This is a genomic window from Paraburkholderia sp. MM5496-R1 (assembly GCF_050436205.1).
Taxonomy (GTDB): Bacteria; Pseudomonadota; Gammaproteobacteria; order Burkholderiales; family Burkholderiaceae; genus Paraburkholderia; species Paraburkholderia tuberum.
This window is the reverse complement of sequence record NZ_JBNDLT010000002.1, coordinates 1,297,426-1,316,544: the sequence shown is the minus strand read 5'-3', so window position 1 is coordinate 1,316,544 and position 19,119 is coordinate 1,297,426. Positions and strand designations below refer to the sequence as shown.

The window sequence follows — 19,119 nt, the reverse complement described above, 5'->3', positions numbered from 1 at the left end:
GCGTCTCCACTGGTTCGAGATCAGCCTCCTTTGTGCATGCCCTCCGGTCTTGCTCTAAACTAGCGCCCGGCCAACCCACGCCCCGATGCGCCCCGTCACGAGCAACAACCGATGCCCCCAGCCTCCATCGATCCCGCCGATTCCCCGCATTTCAGCCTGCCGAAACACCCGCCGTTCCAGCGTTTCTGGTGCACCCGCATCCTGTCGTCGCTGTCGTTCCAGATGCTCGCGGTCGCGATGGGCTGGCATGTCTACGCGCTCACGCATAGCGCGTTCGCACTTGGCCTCGTCGGTCTCGCGCAGTTTCTGCCGATGTTCCTGCTGACGCTCGTCGTCGGCCATGTCGCCGATCGTTACGATCGCCGCCGCATCGCCGCCGTCTGCCAGAGCCTCGAAAGTGTCGCTGCATTGCTGTTCGCGATCGGCACCTTCGGCGGCTGGATCAGCGCGCCGGTCATCTACGTGCTGGCTGCCTGCGTCGGCGCGTCGCGCGCGTTCGAATCGCCGGCCGTGGCGTCGCTGCTGCCGGCCGTGGTGCCGCGCGGCTATCTGCCGAAGGCGACCGCGTGGGCGACGTCCGCCAATCAGACCGCGCAGATCGCCGGGCCCGCGCTCGGTGGTCTGCTGTACGGCATCGGGCCCGGTGCCGCGTATCTCGCGTGCACGCTGACGTTCGCGGCGGCGGCCGCGTCGGTGTGGAGCATTCCGTTGCAGATGAAGCCGGCGAGCCGCGCGCCCGTCACGCTCGAATCGATCTTTTCGGGCATCGCGTTCATTCGTCGCGAGCCGGTGATTCTCGGCGCGCTGTCGCTCGATCTGTTCGCGGTACTGTTCGGCGGCGCGACCGCGTTGCTGCCGATCTTCGCGCGCGACGTGCTGCACGCGGGCCCGCTCGGTCTCGGCCTGTTGCGCTCGGGCACGGCGATCGGCGCGCTCGCGGGCACGATCTGGCTCGCGCATTTTCCATTGCGCAACCGGCCCGGCGCGGCGATGTTCGGCGGCGTGATCGTGTTCGGCATCGCGACGATCGTGTTCGGGCTGTCGCATCAGTTCCTGGTGTCGTTGTTCGCTCTGATGGTGCTCGGCGCGTCGGACACGATCAGCGTGGTGGTGCGGCTGTCGCTCGTGCAATTGCGCACGCCCGATGAAATGCTCGGCCGCGTCAGCGCGGTCAATTCGTTGTTCATCGGGACGTCGAATCAATTGGGCGAGTTCGAATCGGGCCTGACCGCGGGATGGTGGGGCGCGCAGCCGGCGGTGCTGGTCGGCGGTATCGCGACGATCGCGATCGCGCTGTTGTGGATGCGGTTCTTTCCCGAACTGCGGCACACGCGCACGCTCGAGCGCGAAGAGGCGCTCGCGGCGAGCGCCTGATTGCCAGGGCCTGGGCGCCATCGCCCGATCCATGACACGACGAGGAGACGAACCGCATGAGCCAGTCCGAGCTGCACCCCGCCGCGCCGGTCGCGGCGACGATCTATCGTGGTGAATCCGTCGAGAACACGCATCTCGCGCACGTCGCGGTCGTCGATGCGCCGCAGCGCCTCAACACGATGGGCGTCGAGATCGGCCGGATGGACTTCTCGATCGAGCTTGCCGCGCATCGTTGAGCGCGGCGACCCGATTCACTGCTCGACACCCCAGAGCTCAAGCCGCCGCCGCCTTCGCCGGCGCGGCACCCAGCGCATCACGGATCGCATCGGCGAGCTCGCTCGCCGCGAACTTCGCGACATAGCCGTTGGCGCCCGCGTTCTTCACATGCGCCTCGTTGGCCGCGCCCGTCAGCGACGAGTGAATGATCACCGGAATATCGCGCGTGCGTTCATCGGCCTTGATCTGGCGCGTCAGCATGAAGCCGTCCATCTCCGGCATCTCCAGATCGGTCAATACGAGCGCGATGGTGTCTTTCGCGCGCGCGCCGTTTTTCTGCGCTTCGCGCGCGACCTGCTGCAGCGTCTGCCACGCTTCCTCGCCGGTCTTCGTCATGATGTAGTCAGCGCCGATCGCGGCGAGCGCCTGTTCGATCAGCTTGCGCGCGAAGCCGGAGTCGTCGGCGGCGAGGATCTTCGCGCCGCGGCGGATGCCGAGCGCCTGGCCGACCGAGGCCGGATCGACGCTCGGATGCTGCGACGGGAACACGTCGCGCAACACCTGCTCGACGTCGATCACCTGGGCGAGGCGCGAGTCGCCGGTATTGCCGTCGATGCGCGCGATGCTCGTGACGAGCTTGCCGCCCGCCGAGCCATCGGCCGACAGCACCTGGTTCCATTCGAGCCGGACGATGTCGTCGACTTCCTCGACCGCGAAGGCCTGCGTCGAACGCGCGAATTCGGTGACCAGCAGGATGTTCAGGCCGCGCGTCGGCTCGCAGCCCATCAACCGCGGCAGATCGATCACGGGGATGATCTGCCCGCGAATGTCGACCGCGCCCATCACGTAAGGCGACGATCCGGCGATCGGCGTGACGGTCGGCATCGTCGAGATTTCGCGCACCTTGAACACGTTGATCCCATACAACTCGTGCGCGTCGCTGCCCGGCACGTGGCCGAGGCGGTATAGCAGCAGCTCGAACTTGTTGGAGCTCGTCAGGTTGCTGCGTTCGGTGTGGCGCTCGTGATTGGCACGGTGGTCGTCTGCCATCGGAATCGTTCTCCAGAATTGCGGTGCTGAGCGGTGCTGAGCGTTGCCTGTATCTGGTTATCGGCGCCGATGGCAAAAAATTCAGCACTGCGTGGCAGCGTCGAGCGGCGCGCGCGATTCACGCGAATACGGCAAACGTGTGCGCATTCATATGAGGGTTACCTAAGGTTACAGAAGCGACAGCAGGGTTTCACCTGCCCGACGGTGTGGCTTCTAGAATCGGCAGCGATAAAAGCGTGGCGCCGCGCTGGGCTCGCAAGCAGTCCGCAGCGTTTTGCATCGCACGCTTTCGTTCGCGGCGCACACGTGTCCGTCGTTTTGCTTTCAGATGCTTTCACCTCAAGGAGAACGTATGATCCGCCTGCCTTCCGTCCCTTCCGTCGCTTTGGCCCGCATCGCCGCCGTTGCCTGCTTCGGTGGTCTTCTGACGGCCGCCTCGGTGGCCAGCGCGCAGAGCGCCGCGTCCACGGACACGGGCCGCCTGCATGCCGCCGACCAGACCTTCATCGCGGACGGCACGCAAGCCGTCGCGACGCAGCGCGATGCCGCGCGTATCGCCACCGCGCGTTCGGCCGACCGCGACGTAAAGGCCTTCGCCGAGCGCGTGTCGAGCGACGACGCGAAGATCACCGACGCGTTGCGCGCGGCGAGTCCGCGCGGTGTCGACGTGCCGAAGAACGATCCCGATGCGGCCGTGCTCGCAAGCATCAACCATCTGCGCGGCGCGGACTTCGACAAGGTGTACATCGAGCAGGTCGCGCTCGCGGGTGAACAGAAGGCACTGTCCGCTTTCCAGGCGGAAATCGCAGCGGGCCGCGACGAGCAGTTGACGGCCGCCGCGAAACAGGCGCTGCCGACGATCCAGCAGCACTATGCGATGGCGCAGGATCTCGCGAAGCGCAAGCATCTGTCCGTGGCCGCGCAATAAGCGGCGTCAAGTCGCTACGCGGCAGGCGGCGGTACTTCGAACCCGGGCTTTTCGGCGATAATCGTGCGCTTCTTCCGACGATTCTTCTCGCCTCCGATTCCAGGTACCGCATGAGCAAGCACGCCAGTCTGCCGCAACAGTTGGACCATCTGCTTCGACAAGCCGTCGCGCTCCAGCAGAACGGCGCGCTCGTCGAAGCCGAGGAGTTGTATCGCGAGATACTCGAACTGAAGCCGAAGCATGGCGACGCGTTGCGCTGGCTCGGCGAACTTGCGCTGCAAACGGGCCGCTTGCAGGAAGGCATCGATCTGCTGAAGAAGGCACTCGTGGTCAACGCGAGACAGCCGGCCGTGCATTCGAATCTCGCCTATGCGCTGAACGCGTTGCAGCGCCATGACGAAGCGCTCGCGTGTGCCGAGCGGGCGCTCGCGATGCAGCCGAAATTCGCCGATGCGTTGAACCATCGCGGCAACGCATTGGCGGCGCTGAACCGTCCGCTCGATGCGCTCGCGAGCTACGAACGCGCGCTTTCGCTCGTGCCGGAGTTTGCGCCGGCGTGGAACAATCGCGCATGCGTGCTGCGCGATCTCGGCCGCTATGCCGATGCGCTCGATAGCTGCGACCAGGCGCTCGCGTTGCAGCCGAACTATCCGGATGCGTGGAGCAATCGCGGCAACGTGCTCGGCGATCTGAACCAGCCGCACGAAGCACAACACTGCTACCAACGCGCGCTGGAACTTGCGCCTGCTTTCGTCGATGCATGGAACAACCTCGGTCTCGCGCAGATCGATCTGAATCAGCGCGAACAGGCGTTGTCGAGCTATCAGCGCGCGCTTGCGTTGAATCCGGTGTCGGTCGAAACGCACTGGAACCAGGCGCTGTGCCTGCTGCAAATGGGCCGCTTCGATACCGGCTGGCGCGAATACGAATGGCGTTGGGAGCGCAGCCGCATCAAGGCCGGCAGGCGCGCGTTCGCGCAGCCGTTGTGGCTCGGCGATGTTCCGCTCGACGGCAAAACGATCCTGCTGCATGCGGAGCAGGGCCTGGGCGACACGTTGCAGTTCTGCCGCTATGCGCCGCTCGTTGCGAAGCTCGGCGCGAAGGTCGTGCTCGAAGTGCCGGGCGCGTTGTTGCGATTGCTGTCGACGCTCGATGGTGTCGATCAGTTGATCGAAGCGGGGCAGCCGTTGCCGCCGTTCGATTGTCATTGCCCGCTGCTGAGCTTGCCGCTTGCGTTCGGCACGAACGAAGCGAGCATTCCGGCGGCGACGCCGTATCTTTTTGCGCAGCCGGCGGCCGTCAGCGAATGGCGTGAGCGGATCGAACACGACGGCAACTTCAACGCGGATGCCGACGCAATCAGGCCGCTGAAAGTCGGCCTCGTCTGGGCCGGCGAGAACCGCGCGCATATCGCCGAGCTGCGCAAGATCGACGCGCGTCGGTCGCTCACGTTCGAGCAACTCGCGCCGCTCCTCGAGGTGCCGAACGTTCGCTTCTTCAGCGTGCAGAAGGGCGCGGCCGCACCGCAATTAGCCGAAAGCGCCTACGGTGAACGCGTCGCCGATTACACCGGGCTGCTGCACGATTTCGCCGATACCGCCGCGCTCGTCGCCAGTCTCGATCTGGTGATTTCGGTCGACACCTCCACCGCGCATCTGGCCGGCGCGCTCGACAAACCCGTCTGGATCCTGAACCGCTTCGACACCTGCTGGCGCTGGTTGCTCGAACGCAGCGACACGCCGTGGTATCCGTGCGCACGTCTGTTCCGTCAACTGGCGCTCGGCGATTGGGGCGGCGTGATCGATGCCGTGCGCGATGCATTGGGGGATCTGAGCGCCCCGCCTTCGTGACGCCTTTGGGCGCACACGCGTAGACTGAACCTCCGTTCATCGATGGCAATGCCACGGAGAGTTCTTCAATGGAATACAGACATCTGGGTGCATCGGGTTTCAAGGTGCCGGTGCTGAGTCTCGGCACCGGTACATTCGGCGGCAAGGGTGAATTTTTCCAGGCGTGGGGCGCGACCGACGTCGCCGAAGCGCGGCGTCTGATCGACATCTGTTTCGATGCGGGCGTCACGATGTTCGACACCGCCGACATCTATTCGAAGGGCGCGTCCGAGTCGGTGCTCGGCGAGGCGCTGAAGGGCAAGCGCGACAAGGCGATCCTGTCGACCAAGGCGACCTTTCGTTTCGACGACGATCCGAACGGCGTCGGCTCGTCGCGCTTCCATCTGATCCAGGCGGTCGATTCAGCGCTCAAGCGTCTGCAAACCGATTACATCGACCTGTTCCAGCTGCACGGCTTCGACGCGAAAACGCCGATCCCCGAAGTGCTGTCCACGCTCGACGACCTCGTGCGCGCGGGCAAGATCCGCTATATCGGCGTGTCGAATTTCTCCGGCTGGCATCTGATGAAGTCGCTCGATGTCGCCGACCGTTACGGCTATCCGCGCTATGTCGCGAATCAGACCTACTACTCGCTGGTCGGGCGCGACTACGAGTGGGAGCTGATGCCGCTCGGTGTCGACCAGGGCGTCGGTGCGGTGGTGTGGAGCCCGCTCGGCTGGGGGCGCTTGACCGGCAAGCTCAAGCGCGGCCAGCCGCTGCCGGAGACGAGCCGTCTGCACAAGACCGCCGACATGGGGCCGCCGGTGCCGGAAGACTATCTGTTCCGCGTGCTCGATGCGCTCGACGAAATTGCCGCCGAAACCGGCAAGACCGTGCCGCAGATCGCGCTGAACTGGCTGCTGCAACGGCCGACCGTCGCGACGCTGCTGATCGGCGCGCGCAACGAGGAGCAACTGCGGCAAAACCTCGGCGCGGTCGGCTGGAATCTGACGCCGGAGCAGGTCGCGAAGCTCGATGCGGCCAGCACGGTGCGCCCCGCGTATCCGTACTGGCATCAGGAAGGCTTCGCGGAACGCAATCCAAAGGCGGTTTGAGCGGCGGGTCGACCACGTTCCAGGCGCCGCAGCCGGCGCAATGCGCTGGTCCAGCGCGGCCGCACGCTGGACCAGCGCATCCCATCAAGCCAAACCGCCATTGGCCCGCAATACCTGCCCATTGACCCAACCCGCATCCGGGCCGACCAGAAACGCGACCACGCCCGCCACGTCTTCCGGCTCGCCGAGGCGTTGCAGCGGCGGCATCTTCGCGAACGTCTCGATCTGCTCGTCGGTCTTGCCTTCGAGGAACAGCGCGGTCGCGATCGGTCCCGGCGCGACCGCATTCACTGTGATGTTGCGCCCGCGCAGTTCCTTCGCGAACACACGCGTGAACGCTTCGACGGCTGCCTTGGTCGCCGTGTAGATGCCATAGCCGGGCAGGTTCAGCGCGAGCACGCTGGTCGAGAAATTGACGATGCGCCCGCCGTCGTTCAGGCGCGCGGCCGCTTCGCGCAGCGTGTTGAAGGTGCCGCGCACGTTGATGTCGAAGGTTTGGTCGTAGAGTGCGTCGGGCGTGTCGGCGAGCGGCGTGGGCTTCATCACGCCCGCGTTGTTGACGAGCACATCCACCTTGCCGAGTTCGCGTTCGGTGATCTCGAACATGCGACGTACGTCGCCGGGCTTCGACACGTCGGCTTGCACCGCGACCGCCTTGCCGCCAGCTTCGCGGATCGCACTGACGAGCGCGTCGGCTTCGCCCGCGCTCGCTGCGTAGTTGACGGCGACCGCGTAGCCGTCCTTCGCGAGCCGCTGTGCGATCGCCGTGCCGATGCCGCGCGATGCGCCCGTGACGATGGCGATTTTCGGTTGTGGGTTCGTGCTCATGATTGGTTTCCTCATAGAAGGTGGTGGATCGGTGAGGTGAATCATGAACGCTTTGCGCGCTGAGATAATCAGATTACACTCGCCATCATCATTCCATTTGCTTTAATAATCCGCCGCTATGGACCGTTTCGAGGAAATGCGCGTATTCGTGCGGATCGCCGAGCGCCAGAGCTTCACGCGCGCCGCCGACGATCTGCAAATTCCGCGCGCGACCGTCACCAACCTGATGAAGCGCCTCGAGCAGCGGCTGGGCGCGCGGTTGCTCGAACGCACGACCCGCACGGTACGGCTCACGCCCGACGGTGAAGCGCACTACCAGCGCTGCGTACGCCTGATCGCCGATATGGAGGAGGCCGAGGGGGCGTTTTCCAATCTCGCGCCGAAGGGGCTGTTGCGCGTGAACGTGCAGGGCACGCTCGCGCGGCACTTCGTGGTGCCGGCGCTGCCCGCGTTTCTCGCGCGCTTTCCCGACATCGAGCTGATGATCGGCGAGGACGACCGGCTCGTCGACCTCGTGCGCGAGGGCATCGATTGCGTGCTGCGCGCGGGCGTGCTGCAGGATTCGTCGATGGTCGGGCGGCGTGTCGCGCAACTGCAGCAGGTGACGGTCGCGAGTCCTGCCTATCTGGCCGCGTATGGCGAGCCGGCCGATCCTGACGCGCTGTCGACGCATCGCGCGGTCAACTACGTGTCGAGCGCGACCGGCAAGCCGGTGCCGCTCGAATTCCGCGTCGACGGGCGGGATGCCGCGCTCGTGCTACCGTCGGCGGTGTCGGTCAGCGGCGCCGAACTGTACACGGGCGCGGCCCTCGCCGGGCTCGGCATCGTGCAGGTACCGCGTTACCGCGTGGATGGCGAGTTGGCGGCGGGGCGGCTGCGGGTCATTCTGGCGGACTATCCGCCGCCACCGATGCCGGTGTCGGTGCTGTATCCGCAGAACCGGCAGTTGTCGTCGCGCGTGCGGGTGTTCGCGCAGTGGCTGCGGGAGATTTTCGAGCCGGTGAGCTGAGGGAGCGAAAAACGCAAAGGAATGCGTTTTCGTGGTTAACGCCTGGACATGTGCGCCTCGCATAATGTCATTCTCAAGAGCGCAGAAAGCCGCCCGTGATCGAGGGTGGACGCACAGAACGACCGGGGGATCTGATCATGAATCGTTTTCGTTCGCTGGGTGTGGCGACGGGCGCGGCGCAGTTCGCCAGTGCCGACATCCTCAGCCGGATTAGCACGGCGTCGCGCCGGCCAGGCGCCGCGCGCCCCTTCGATCTGATTTTCGAACTGCGCGCGTGGCAGGGGCCCGCCGCGCCCGAGGCGACGGACCCGCAGTTCAAGATCCACGTGTTCGACACGATGCGCGCGTTCGAAAAACGCGGCGTCGACGCGATCGTGCTGCCTTGCTTTCTGAGCCACACCTTCATCGACGAACTCGCGGCCAACGTCACCGTGCCGGTCGCCAATATCATGACCGCGCTGTCCGCGCACGTGCGGCGCACCTATCCGTCGGCGCGCCGAATCGGCGTGCTGACGTCGGCGGCGATTCGCGCGAACGGCCTGTTCGAGCGCTACTTCGAAGCCGGGCGGTTCGACGTGTGCTATCCGCGCAACGACACCGGTTTCGACGGCGTGACGAGCGCCGTCTTTGGTGTCGGGGGCATCCGCGATGGGCGCCTGCACGGGCGGCCCGTCGAGCTGTTGCGCGCGGCGTGCGCGGATCTGGTCGCGCAGGGCGTCGACGTGATCGCGCCGGGGCTCGCGGAGATCGGCCTCGTGCTGCGCGCGCTCGGGCGCATCGAGGTGCCGCTCGTCGATACGAACCAGGTGTATGCGCGCTATGTCGCGGCGGCGCAGTACACGCAGCCGGAGCGGGCGTTCCGCCTGGGCGTGGTCGGCGGCATCGGGCCGGCCGCGACCGTCGATTTCATGGCCAAGGTCGTGCGCAACACGCCAGCCGCGCGCGACCAGGACCATATCCGGATCATGGTCGAGCAGAATCCGCAGATCCCCGACCGCACCGCGGCGCTGCTCGAGCGCGGCGACGATCCCACCCTCGCGCTGTACGCGGCCTGCAAGACGCTCGAGGACGGCGGCGCGGATCTGATCGCGATTCCGTGCAATACCGCGCATGCGTTCGTCGAGCGGCTCCAGCCGGCCCTGCGCGTGCCGATCGTCAATATGCTGACCTGTACCGCCGATTATCTGCGCGAGACCTTTCCGGGTCTGCGCGAAGTGGGCGTGCTGGCCACCTCGGGTACGCTCGCGAGCCGCGTCTACGATCAGGCGCTCGACGCGCGCGGTCTGGTGCAGATCGCGCCGTCCGCCACTGCGCAAGCGCGTCTGATGAACGCGATCTACGGCCCGCGCGGCGTGAAGGCGGGGCACACGGCGGGCGACTGTTGCGACGACCTCGCGGCGGCTGTCGACGATCTGCTCGCGCAGGGCGTGCAGGTGATCGTGCTCGCGTGCACGGAGTTGCCGTTGCTGTTGCGCGAACCGGTGCTCGCGTTTCCGGGCGGGCGCGTGGTGCGGCTGGTCGATCCGACCGACGTGCTGGCGAGGCGCTGCGTTGCGTATGCGCATGGCGACGGTGTCGCGCGTGGCACACCGGCGGGTTGCGCGACGCCGGATGCGGCGGGGTGCTCGCGGGTTGAAAGCGCGCTCGGCTAGTCGGGTGGCGTGACCGCGGCGCAGCCGTTTGCGCCTCGCCGCCGATCCAGAGGTCAAGGCGCGTCTGCGCCCGCCATGGAAAACTGTATAAACATACAGTATAGTATCCCCCTACAGCCAGGCTTCCGGGCGCTCCTCGCGCCGACCCGGCTGCACCGAACTTGCGCGGTCGCGAGAGCCGGCCGTGAGAGGTGACCCACTCCTTCAGACGGTCGGAAAAATTGTCCTCCAACGACGCAACCCTTGACACCCTCGCTGACACTCCCCAAGGCGGCAACCCGAGCGGCAACAAGATCCAGGGCACGATTCGCATTCGCGGCGCCCGCCAGCACAACCTGAAAAACGTCGACCTCGACGTGCGCACCGGCGAAATGACGGTCGTCACGGGGCCGTCCGGCTCGGGCAAGTCGAGCCTCGTGTTCGACACGCTGTATGCGGAAGGCCAGCGCCGCTACGTCGAAACCTTCAGCGCGTACGCGCGCCAGTTCCTCGACCGGATGGATCGGCCGCAGGTCGACCGCGTCGACGGCGTGCCGCCCGCCATCGCGATCGACCAGACCAACCCGGTGCGCAGCTCGCGCTCCACGGTCGGCACGATGACCGAGCTCAACGATCACCTGAAGCTGCTGTACGCGCGCGCGGCCGAGCTGTTCGACCGCCAGAGCGCGTATCTGGTGCGGCACGACACGCCGGAGACGATCTACGCGGAACTGCTCGAGCGCACCGCGCAGGAGGAGCCGCGGCTCGTCGTCACGTTCCCGGTCGAGCTGCCGGAGTCGGCGTCCGCGCAGGAGGTCGAGCAGTGGTTGTCGGCGAGCGGCTATACGCGCGTGCAGGCGCAGCGCGAAGTCGATTCGCCGACCGGCAAGCGCAAGCTGCTCGACGTCGTCGCCGACCGCTTCCGGCTGCGCTCGGTGGATAAAGCACGCGCGATCGAGGCGATCGAGGCATCGCTGAAGCGCGGCGGCGGGCGCGTCAATATTTACGTGCTGCCGGCTACCTCGGACGAGCCGCAGGCCGAAGCCGCCGAGCCGCGCATCTGGCGTTTCTCCACCGGCTTGCACAGCCCCGAAAGCGATCTGCGCTATGCCGATCCGCAGCCCGCGCTGTTCTCGTTCAACTCGGCCTATGGCGCTTGCGATGCCTGCCGCGGTTTTGGCCGCGTGATCGGCGTCGACCTCGGTCTCGTGATCCCCGACGCGCGCAAGACGCTGCGCGAAGGTGCGGTCAAGCCGATGCAGACGCCCGCGTGGAAGGAGTGCCAGGACGACCTGATGCGCTACGCGGCGAAAGCCGACATCCGCCGCGACACGCCGTGGGGCGAGCTCAGCGAGCGCGAACGCAACTGGGTCATCAACGGCTCGCCGGACTGGAACGGCAAGTGGCAGACGCATTGGTACGGCGTCAAACGCTTCTTCGACTATCTCGAATCGAAGGCGTACAAGATGCATATCCGCGTGCTGCTGTCGAAATACCGCAGCTACACGCCGTGCGAAACCTGCGGCGGCGCGCGTCTGAAAACCGAATCGCTGCTGTGGCGCCTCGGCAGCAAGGCCAATGCGAACGACGTGCTCGCGCCCGCGCAGCGCTTCATGCCGCGCGGCGTGAAGTGGTCGCGCGCGCAGCTCGAGGCGTTGCCGGGCCTGACCGTGCACGATCTCATGCTGATGCCGATCGAGCGCATCCGCCGCTTCTTCGACGGCATCACGCTGCCGAGCGCGTTGCTCGACGACGCGCTGAAGCTGCTGCTCGCCGAAGTGCGCACGCGCCTCAAGTATCTATGCGACGTCGGTCTCGGCTATCTGACGCTCGACAGGCAAAGCCGCACGCTGTCGGGCGGCGAGGTGCAGCGTATCAACCTGACCACCGCGCTCGGCACGTCGCTGACCAAGACGCTGTTCGTGCTCGACGAGCCGAGCATCGGCCTGCACCCGCGCGACCTGAACCGCATCGTCGAAGCGATGCACCGGCTGCGCGACGCGGGCAATACGCTGGTCGTGGTCGAGCATGATCCGTCGGTGATGCTCGCGGCGGACCGGCTCATCGACATGGGTCCGGGACCGGGCGAGCGCGGCGGCTCGATCATTTTCGACGGCGCGCCCGAGGCGATCCGCTCGACCGGCACGCTGACCGGCGAGTACCTCGGCGGCCGGCGCCATGTCGCGGATGCCGCGCACTGGTCGCGTCGCGCGGTCGACGCGAGCACGCCGCGCATCGTGCTCGAAGGCGCGAGCGAGCACAATCTGCGCGACGTCGCGGTCGAAATTCCATTGCAGCGGCTCGTCTGCGTGACCGGCGTGTCGGGTTCCGGCAAATCGACGCTGCTGCAGGACGTGCTGTATCCGGCGATGGCGCGCCACTTCGGGCTCGCCACCGAAGCGCCGGGCGCGTTCAAGGCGCTGAACGGCGCGGACCAGGTCACCGACGTCGTGTTCGTCGACCAGTCGCCGATCGGCAAGACCGCACGCTCGAATCCGGCCAGCTACGTCGGCGCGTTCGACGAAATCCGCAAGCTGTTCGCGAAGGCACCGCTCGCGCAACAGCGCGGCTACGGCCCCGGCATGTTCAGCTTCAATTCGGGCGACGGCCGCTGCCCGACCTGTGGCGGCTCGGGCTTCGAGCACATCGAAATGCAGTTCCTCTCCGACGTGTACCTGCGCTGCCCCGATTGCGACGGGCGCCGTTATCGCGCGGAAATTCTGGAGGTGAAGATCGAGCGCGGCCAGCCGGCGCGCGGGTTGAGCATTGCCGACGTGCTCGAACTGACCGTCAGCGAGGCTGCCGCGTACTTCGCGCAGGACGCCGAAGTATTGCGCGTGCTGCAGCCGATCGTCGACGTCGGGCTCGAATATGTGAAGCTCGGCCAGCCCGTGCCGACGCTGTCGGGCGGCGAGGCGCAGCGGCTCAAGCTCGCGGGCTTTCTCGCGGAGTCGGCACAGGCGCGCGGCGCACGCGGCGCGAAGCAGGTGATCGCGAAGCGTCTGTTCATGTTCGACGAACCGACCACGGGTCTGCATTTCGACGACATCGCGAAGCTGATGCAGGCGTTCGGCAAGCTGCTCGCGAGCGGTCATTCACTGATCGTGATCGAGCACAATCTCGACGTGATCCGCGCGGCCGACTGGATCATCGACCTCGGTCCCGAAGGCGGCGACGGCGGTGGCCGCGTATTGTGCGCGGGCACGCCGGACGAAGTGAAAGCGTGCGCCGAATCGCATACCGGCGAGGCGTTGCTGCAATACGACCACGCGATGGACACCGCAACCGCGGCGGAGCCCCAGGGCATCCCCCTGCAGAAGGCCCTGAGCGCGGCCCGCGCACGTCGCGCGATCGAAGGCGAGGACGTGGTGCGCATCGTCAACGCGCGCGAGCACAACCTGAAGGCGCTCGACGTCGACATTCCGCACGGCAAGTTCAACGTGATCACGGGCGTGTCGGGCTCAGGCAAATCGACGCTCGCGTTCGACATCCTGTTCCACGAAGGTCAGCGGCGCTACCTCGAATCGCTGAACGCGTACGCGCGCTCGATCGTGCAGCCAGCCGGACGGCCCGAAGTCGACGCGGTGTATGGCATTCCACCGACCGTCGCGATCGAGCAGCGGCTCTCGCGCGGCGGTCGCAAGAGTACCGTCGCCACGACCTCGGAGGTGTGGCACTTCCTGCGTCTGCTGTACGTGAAGCTCGGCTTGCAGCACTGCATTCACGACGGCACGCCGGTCACGTCGCAAAGCGCCGAATCGATCGCGGCGCAGTTGCTGCGCGATCACAAGGGCCAGCACGTCGGCTTCCTCGCGCCGCTCGTCGTGAACCGCAAGGGCGTCTATACCGACCTCGCGAAATGGGCAAAAGCGCGCGGCAATACGCATCTGCGTGTGGACGGCGAGTTCGTGCCGGTCGATCCGTGGCCGAAGCTCGACCGTTTCCGCGAGCACACGATCGAGCTGCCGGTCGCTGACCTCGTCATCTCGGCCGATCACGAAGCGGAGCTACGCGAAGCGCTCGATCAGACGCTCGACATCGGTAAAGGCATCATGCATCTGCTCGCGCCGCTCGACGGTCTGCACGACGCGCTCAACGGCGGCGAGTCCACCGCGAAGCTCGGCGACGTGAAGGTGCTGTCGACGAAGCGCGCGTGTCCGGTGTGCGGCACGAGCTACCCCGAGCTCGATCCGCGCATGTTCTCGTACAACAGCAAGCATGGCTGGTGCACGAGCTGCGTCGGCACGGGGCTGTCGCTGACGCGCGAGCAGCGGGCCGCGTACGACGACACGATCGTCGACGACGACAATCGCGGTCGCGAGCAGAGCCTGCCCTCGGAGGAGCAGGAACCGGAAGGACTCGTCGACGAGCCGTGTCCGGATTGCGCGGGCACGCGTCTGAATCCGGTCGCGCGCGCGGTCACGTTCGACTCGCAGGCGATCGTCGATGTCGCGCAATGGACCGTGTCCGACACGCGCGCGTGGATCGATACGCTGCGGATGACGGGCCGCGACGCCGAAATCGCGCGCGACGTGGTCAGCGAAATCGGCAGCCGGCTGCAGTTCCTCGAAGAAGTCGGGCTCGGCTATCTGAGCCTCGATCGCGCGGCGCCGAGTTTGTCGGGCGGCGAAGCGCAGCGCATCCGGCTCGCCGCGCAGCTCGGCAGCAATCTGCAGGGCGTGTGTTACGTGCTCGACGAGCCGACCATCGGTCTGCATCCGCGCGACAACCAGATTCTGCTGAACGCGCTGCGCAAGCTCGGCGACAAGGGCAATACGCTCGTCGTCGTCGAGCATGACGAAGATACGATCCGGCGCGCGGATCACATCATCGATATCGGGCCGGGCGCGGGCAAGCGCGGCGGCACGCTGATCGCGCAGGGCAGCGTCGCGGACCTGTCCGCGCAGCCCGATTCGCTGACCGGGCGTTTCCTCGCGCAGCCGATCGTGCATCCGCTGCAGCCGCGCCGCGAGGTCGTCGCGCCGGGCAAGCGTGCGGCCGCGGTGCCGGAGAACTGGCTCACCGTGCATGGCGGCAAGCTGCATAACCTGCGCGACGTGACGGTCGGCATTCCGCTCGCGCGGCTCGTCGCGGTGACGGGCGTCAGCGGCTCCGGCAAATCGACGCTCGCGCGCGACGTGCTGATGACCAATCTGCTCGATGCGGTCGGGCGCTCGGTGCTGTCGTCGCCGGCCACGCGCCGCGCGCGTGCGGCCGCCGGGGAGAAGCCGGCCGCGAACCGGCGTTCGAGCGTGCTCGCGCGCTCGGCGCCGCGCGCGCCGCTGAACGTCACGCACATATGGCAGGGCTGCGATTCGGTCACCGGCTGGGAAAGCATCGACCGCGTGCTGGAAGTCGATCAGACGCCGATCGGCAAGACGCCGCGTTCGTGTCCCGCCACCTACATCGGCGTGTGGGATGCGATCCGCAAGCTGTTCGCGGGCACGCTGGAGGCGCGCGCGCGCGGCTATACCGCGTCGCGTTTCTCGTTCAACACGGGCGAGGGCCGTTGCCCCGCATGCGAGGGCCAGGGCGTGCGCACGATCGGCATGAGCTTCCTGCCCGACGTGAAGGTGCCGTGCGACGTCTGCCACGGCCAGCGCTTCAATCCGGAGACACTCGCGGTCACGTGGCGCGGCAAGAACATCGGCGACGTGCTGACCATGGAAATCGACGAAGCGGTCGAGTTCTTCGCGTCGATTACAAACATCGGGCATCCGCTGCAACTGATGAAAGACGTCGGGCTCGGCTATCTGACGCTCGGCCAGCCATCGCCGACGCTGTCGGGCGGCGAGGCGCAGCGCATCAAGCTCGTCACCGAGCTGAGCAAGGTGCGCGACGACATCACGCGGCGTGGCCAGAAGCCGCCGCACACGCTGTACGTGCTGGACGAGCCAACGGTCGGCCTGCACATGGCGGACGTCGCGAAGCTGATTCGCGTGCTGCACCGGCTCGTGGATGGCGGGCATAGCGTCGTCGTCATCGAGCACGATCTCGACGTGATCGCCGAAGCGGACTGGATCATCGACCTCGGTCCGGAGGGCGGTGTGGGCGGCGGTACGATCGTTGCGGCAACGGATCCGGAAAGCCTGTCGCGCGTGGCCGCGAGTCACACGGGCAAGGCTCTGCGGCCGGTGCTCGCGCGCACGGCCGCTGCGGCGACGCTGGCCGGCGAAGGGACGAATGGCTGAGGCACGGTGACGAGCGGTGGCGCGGCCGTTGCAACCTTCGCAGGTTGCAACGGCCGGCGCCTCGTCGCGTGTCCGCCACATATGATTGCTGCGCTGCATCCAATCATACGAAGTTCGATCAATGCGGCGCATGCGCGCTTTTAAATCATACGAAAGAGGCCAGCGATGTTTCAAAATAGAAACATTTTTAGAACCCCCCATAAATCAGCATTTTGATATTAATTTGTCGTGCGGAGCGAATGCCACGGAAATGCCTAATGCCGCGGGCAATAAATTTACGCTTTGCGAATAAACTACCGAATTGGCCGGACATAATAGGGCGATAAGCAGTTCACAATTGAAACATTTTTGAACCGCGCAAGAAACGTACTCGGTAACGCGCAATGGCCGAGCTTCGCATTATCGGCAACTTTGTCCGAATGCGCGAGAGTGCCGTCCATCAAGGCTTTGCGGTAAGATCTCCTCAAGCTCTTCGCGCGGCTTGCATAGTTGCCCGGCGTGTCGCGCGCTTATATCAATCGCTCAATAACCGCTTTTCCTCAGACATGGGCTGTCCTGATGAAACTCGTTTTTCAAATTTACTATAGCGATCCATTCCGCTAACATCACGCTTAATCCTTTATGCGGCGTGAGTCTGCTTTTTCGCCGTAATAACGCATTCTCTCGTTCCGTCTGATGGCGGGGCAAATCGGGGTCCGCAACGTATGACCGTTTGGGGAAGATCATGCCGCACATGCACCTTGATACAACGAGAATTACGTGGCTACACACGCCCGCTTTGAACGTCCGTACTGCAGCGCGGCGAATCGGCATTCTGCTGTTCGACGGCTTCTGGCTGCTCGGCCCCGGTACCGTCGTGGAAATGTTCCAGACCGCCAACGAGTTCGCGGGCACGCGAGCGGGCGAAGATCCGCCCTACGAAGTGCAGTTCCTGTCGATGGACGGCGGTAATGTCGCCAGTTCGTCGTCGGCGCGCATCTGGACTGACCACATCGACACGCGCTTTGGCGGCGGTTTCGACGTGCTGTTCATCGCTGGCGGCTACGGCGCCCACGTGGCCGCGCGCGACGAACGCCTGCTGAACTGGCTGCGCGCCGTGCAATCGCGCACACGCGCGATCGAAACGATCGGCGAGGGGCGCCTCGTGCTCGAAGCGGCCGGCCCGACCGAGCATGACGGCCTGATGAGCCGCTATCCGGGCGCGAGCGCCAGCGAAGGCGCGTTCAGCGCGGCCAACGACCGTCACGACTGCGCCCGCAGCGCGCTGATGTTCATCAAGCGCGACCTGGGCGCCGAGCTTGCGCGCAGCGTCGCCGATCGCGTGATGCCCGGCATGGCTGCGACGTGGGTGCCGCTGCCGGCCGAGGGCGGCACGCTGAGCGTCGCCGAAAAGATTCGCGCGGCCGCGCGCTGGATGGAGGCCAACTGCGACCGTCCGGTCTCGGTCGCCGATGCCGCGCAGGTCGCCGCAATGAGCGAGCGTAATTTCCTGCGCCGTTTCAAGCACGAGATGCAGATCACGCCGTCGGACTACCTGCTGCAGGTGCGGTTGCGTATCGCGTGCAACTTCCTGACCGAGACCGAATTGCCGGTCGACAAGATCGCGCGCCGCAGCGGCACCGGCAACGGCGATCGTCTCGCGAAAATTTTCCGCAAGCGTATGGCTTTGTCGCCAACCGAGTATCGCGCCCGCAGCCGGGCGGCCAGTGAGGCGTAGCATGTATCTTTAGCAGGCGTTAGGGCGCCCGCGTTGCGGGCGCACCTCGTCTGTCGGACGCGGTCGCGAGAGCGGCCGTATGTTCGCTGGCCAGCCTTTTTACGAGCACAGTGGCGATGGGCAACAGGGTCATGGCGACGGCATTGCCGGAGGTGAAACTCATCGAGCCGGAAGTGTTCATCGACGAGTTCGGCTTCTGCTTCGAGAGTTTCAGCGCGGACGAGTTTTCGGACGACGTCGCGCAAGGTTTCAACTTCGTGCAGGACCGCCATCTGCGCGCCGTGCATGGCGTGCTGCGCGGCTTGCACTACCAGGTGCAGCGTCCCCAGGGGCGGCTGCTGCGCGTCGTGCGCGGCGAGATCTTCGACGTCTCGGTCGACGTGCGCCTGAACTCACCGAACTTCGGCAAATGGAGCGGCGAGTATCTGAGCGAAGCCAACCATCGGCAGATCTGGGTGCCGCCCGGTTTCGCGCACGGCTTCGTCGTGCTGTCCGATGTCGCCGAATGCATGTGGAAGACCACCGAGTACTGGTTCCCCGAACTCGAGCGCTGCCTGCTGTGGTCCGATCCCGACATCGGCATCCAGTGGCCGATCGACTTTCAGCCCATCCTCGGCAGCAAGGATGCGGCGGGCCGTCGTCTGTACGAGGCTGAAAACATCTCGTGAACGACAGGGCCAACCCTACACGTCGGGCATCCAGTCAGTACGAGGTGCTCAACGCGAAGCGTCGCGCAAGCCATCCGCAATCCGTTCCGGTCCGCTATGGGTGTCGCGCGTTTGCGCCGCTCGGCGCGCAGGGGCTCAATTGCACGTGTCATGTCGCGGTGTATGAAGGACACATCGTCGGCACGATGACGCTTTATGCTTCGGATGGCGAAGCATCGTGCGAGCTATACCGGCACGGCGATGTCGCGAGCCTGCGTCAGTTCGCGGTCGATCCCGCATGGCAGAGGCGCGGCATCGGCACGTTACTGATCGCGTTCGCCGAACGTTGGGCCGCGATGCGTGGCTATGCGCAACTCGCACTCGATACGCCGCGACCGGCCACGCAGCAGATCGCGTTCCATGACGCCGCAGACGTATGCGGCCTGAGCAGAATTGAAGCGCCCGATGCTTCGGCAACTATTGCAATATGCTGCGGCAAGTATTGCAACGGCGGAAGCGGCCGCGCAATCCTCAACGCGGTACCCACGCAGCGTGGCCAGTTCGCATCGGGCGAGGCGTGAATT

At 65.9% G+C, this 19,119-nt stretch carries 12 protein-coding genes and 1 pseudogene; 11 read left to right on the top strand and 2 right to left on the bottom strand.

The genetic code is table 11. The features are described from left to right. Window positions 1-111 precede the first annotated feature (111 nt). Together OKW38_RS12900 and OKW38_RS12895 are read left to right on the top strand one after the other, a co-directional pair. The gene (locus tag OKW38_RS12900; RefSeq protein ID WP_429361782.1) at window positions 112-1,374 is read left to right on the top strand and encodes an MFS transporter; all 1,263 of its coding nucleotides are present in this window, start codon (window positions 112-114) and stop codon (window positions 1,372-1,374) included. A 56-nt stretch (window positions 1,375-1,430) separates the two neighbouring features. Beyond that, window positions 1,431-1,547, top strand: a pseudogene (locus OKW38_RS12895) (asparaginase); the annotation flags it as partial. A 100-nt stretch (window positions 1,548-1,647) separates the two neighbouring features. On the opposite strand, the gene OKW38_RS12890 reads toward OKW38_RS12895, so the two are convergent. Beyond that, window positions 1,648-2,640, bottom strand: coding sequence for a chemotaxis protein (locus OKW38_RS12890; protein ID WP_429361780.1), 993 nt, complete (start codon window positions 2,638-2,640; stop codon window positions 1,648-1,650). 352 nt (window positions 2,641-2,992) lie between these two features. On the opposite strand from OKW38_RS12890, the gene OKW38_RS12885 reads away from it, so the two are divergent. The 3 genes from OKW38_RS12885 to OKW38_RS12875 all read left to right on the top strand — a co-directional run bounded on the left by OKW38_RS12885 (window position 2,993) and on the right by OKW38_RS12875 (window position 6,512). Further along, on the top strand, window positions 2,993-3,568 hold the full coding sequence (locus tag OKW38_RS12885; protein WP_429361778.1) for a DUF4142 domain-containing protein: 576 nt from the start codon (window positions 2,993-2,995) through the stop codon (window positions 3,566-3,568). Window positions 3,569-3,678: 110 nt separating this feature from the next. After that, window positions 3,679-5,418, top strand: coding sequence for a tetratricopeptide repeat protein (locus tag OKW38_RS12880; RefSeq protein ID WP_429361777.1), 1,740 nt, complete (start codon window positions 3,679-3,681; stop codon window positions 5,416-5,418). Window positions 5,419-5,486: 68 nt separating this feature from the next. Beyond that, window positions 5,487-6,512, top strand: coding sequence for an aldo/keto reductase (locus OKW38_RS12875; RefSeq protein ID WP_429361775.1), 1,026 nt, complete (start codon window positions 5,487-5,489; stop codon window positions 6,510-6,512). An 84-nt stretch (window positions 6,513-6,596) separates the two neighbouring features. Here the strand turns inward: OKW38_RS12875 and OKW38_RS12870 are convergent, their stop codons facing one another. After that, the gene (locus tag OKW38_RS12870) at window positions 6,597-7,340 is read right to left on the bottom strand and encodes an SDR family oxidoreductase (protein ID WP_429361773.1); all 744 of its coding nucleotides are present in this window, start codon (window positions 7,338-7,340) and stop codon (window positions 6,597-6,599) included. Window positions 7,341-7,458: 118 nt separating this feature from the next. Here OKW38_RS12870 and OKW38_RS12865 point away from each other — a divergent pair, with 118 nt between their 5' ends. From OKW38_RS12865 to OKW38_RS12840, 6 genes are all read left to right on the top strand, one after another. Next, window positions 7,459-8,349: a LysR family transcriptional regulator gene (locus tag OKW38_RS12865; protein ID WP_184070136.1), complete on the top strand. Its 891-nt coding sequence runs from the start codon at window positions 7,459-7,461 to the stop codon at window positions 8,347-8,349. Between the two features lie 137 nt (window positions 8,350-8,486). Then, complete coding sequence (locus OKW38_RS12860) at window positions 8,487-10,001, top strand: amino acid racemase (RefSeq protein WP_429361772.1); 1,515 nt, start codon at window positions 8,487-8,489, stop codon at window positions 9,999-10,001. 221 nt (window positions 10,002-10,222) lie between these two features. Continuing rightward, window positions 10,223-16,171 (top strand): excinuclease ABC subunit UvrA, encoded by a 5,949-nt coding sequence (gene uvrA, locus OKW38_RS12855; protein WP_429361770.1) that lies wholly within the window; start codon window positions 10,223-10,225, stop codon window positions 16,169-16,171. A gap of 724 nt (window positions 16,172-16,895) precedes the next feature. After that, entirely contained in the window at window positions 16,896-17,888 is a 993-nt protein-coding gene (locus OKW38_RS12850) for a GlxA family transcriptional regulator (RefSeq protein ID WP_090803900.1), read from the top strand. A 116-nt stretch (window positions 17,889-18,004) separates the two neighbouring features. After that, a complete protein-coding gene (gene rfbC, locus OKW38_RS12845; RefSeq protein ID WP_090803902.1) occupies window positions 18,005-18,556 on the top strand; it encodes a dTDP-4-dehydrorhamnose 3,5-epimerase in 552 nt (183 codons plus the stop codon). Continuing rightward, on the top strand, window positions 18,553-19,116 hold the full coding sequence (locus OKW38_RS12840; RefSeq protein ID WP_429361768.1) for a GNAT family N-acetyltransferase: 564 nt from the start codon (window positions 18,553-18,555) through the stop codon (window positions 19,114-19,116). The genes rfbC and OKW38_RS12840 overlap by 4 nt, the downstream gene beginning before the upstream one ends. Window positions 19,117-19,119 lie beyond the last annotated feature (3 nt).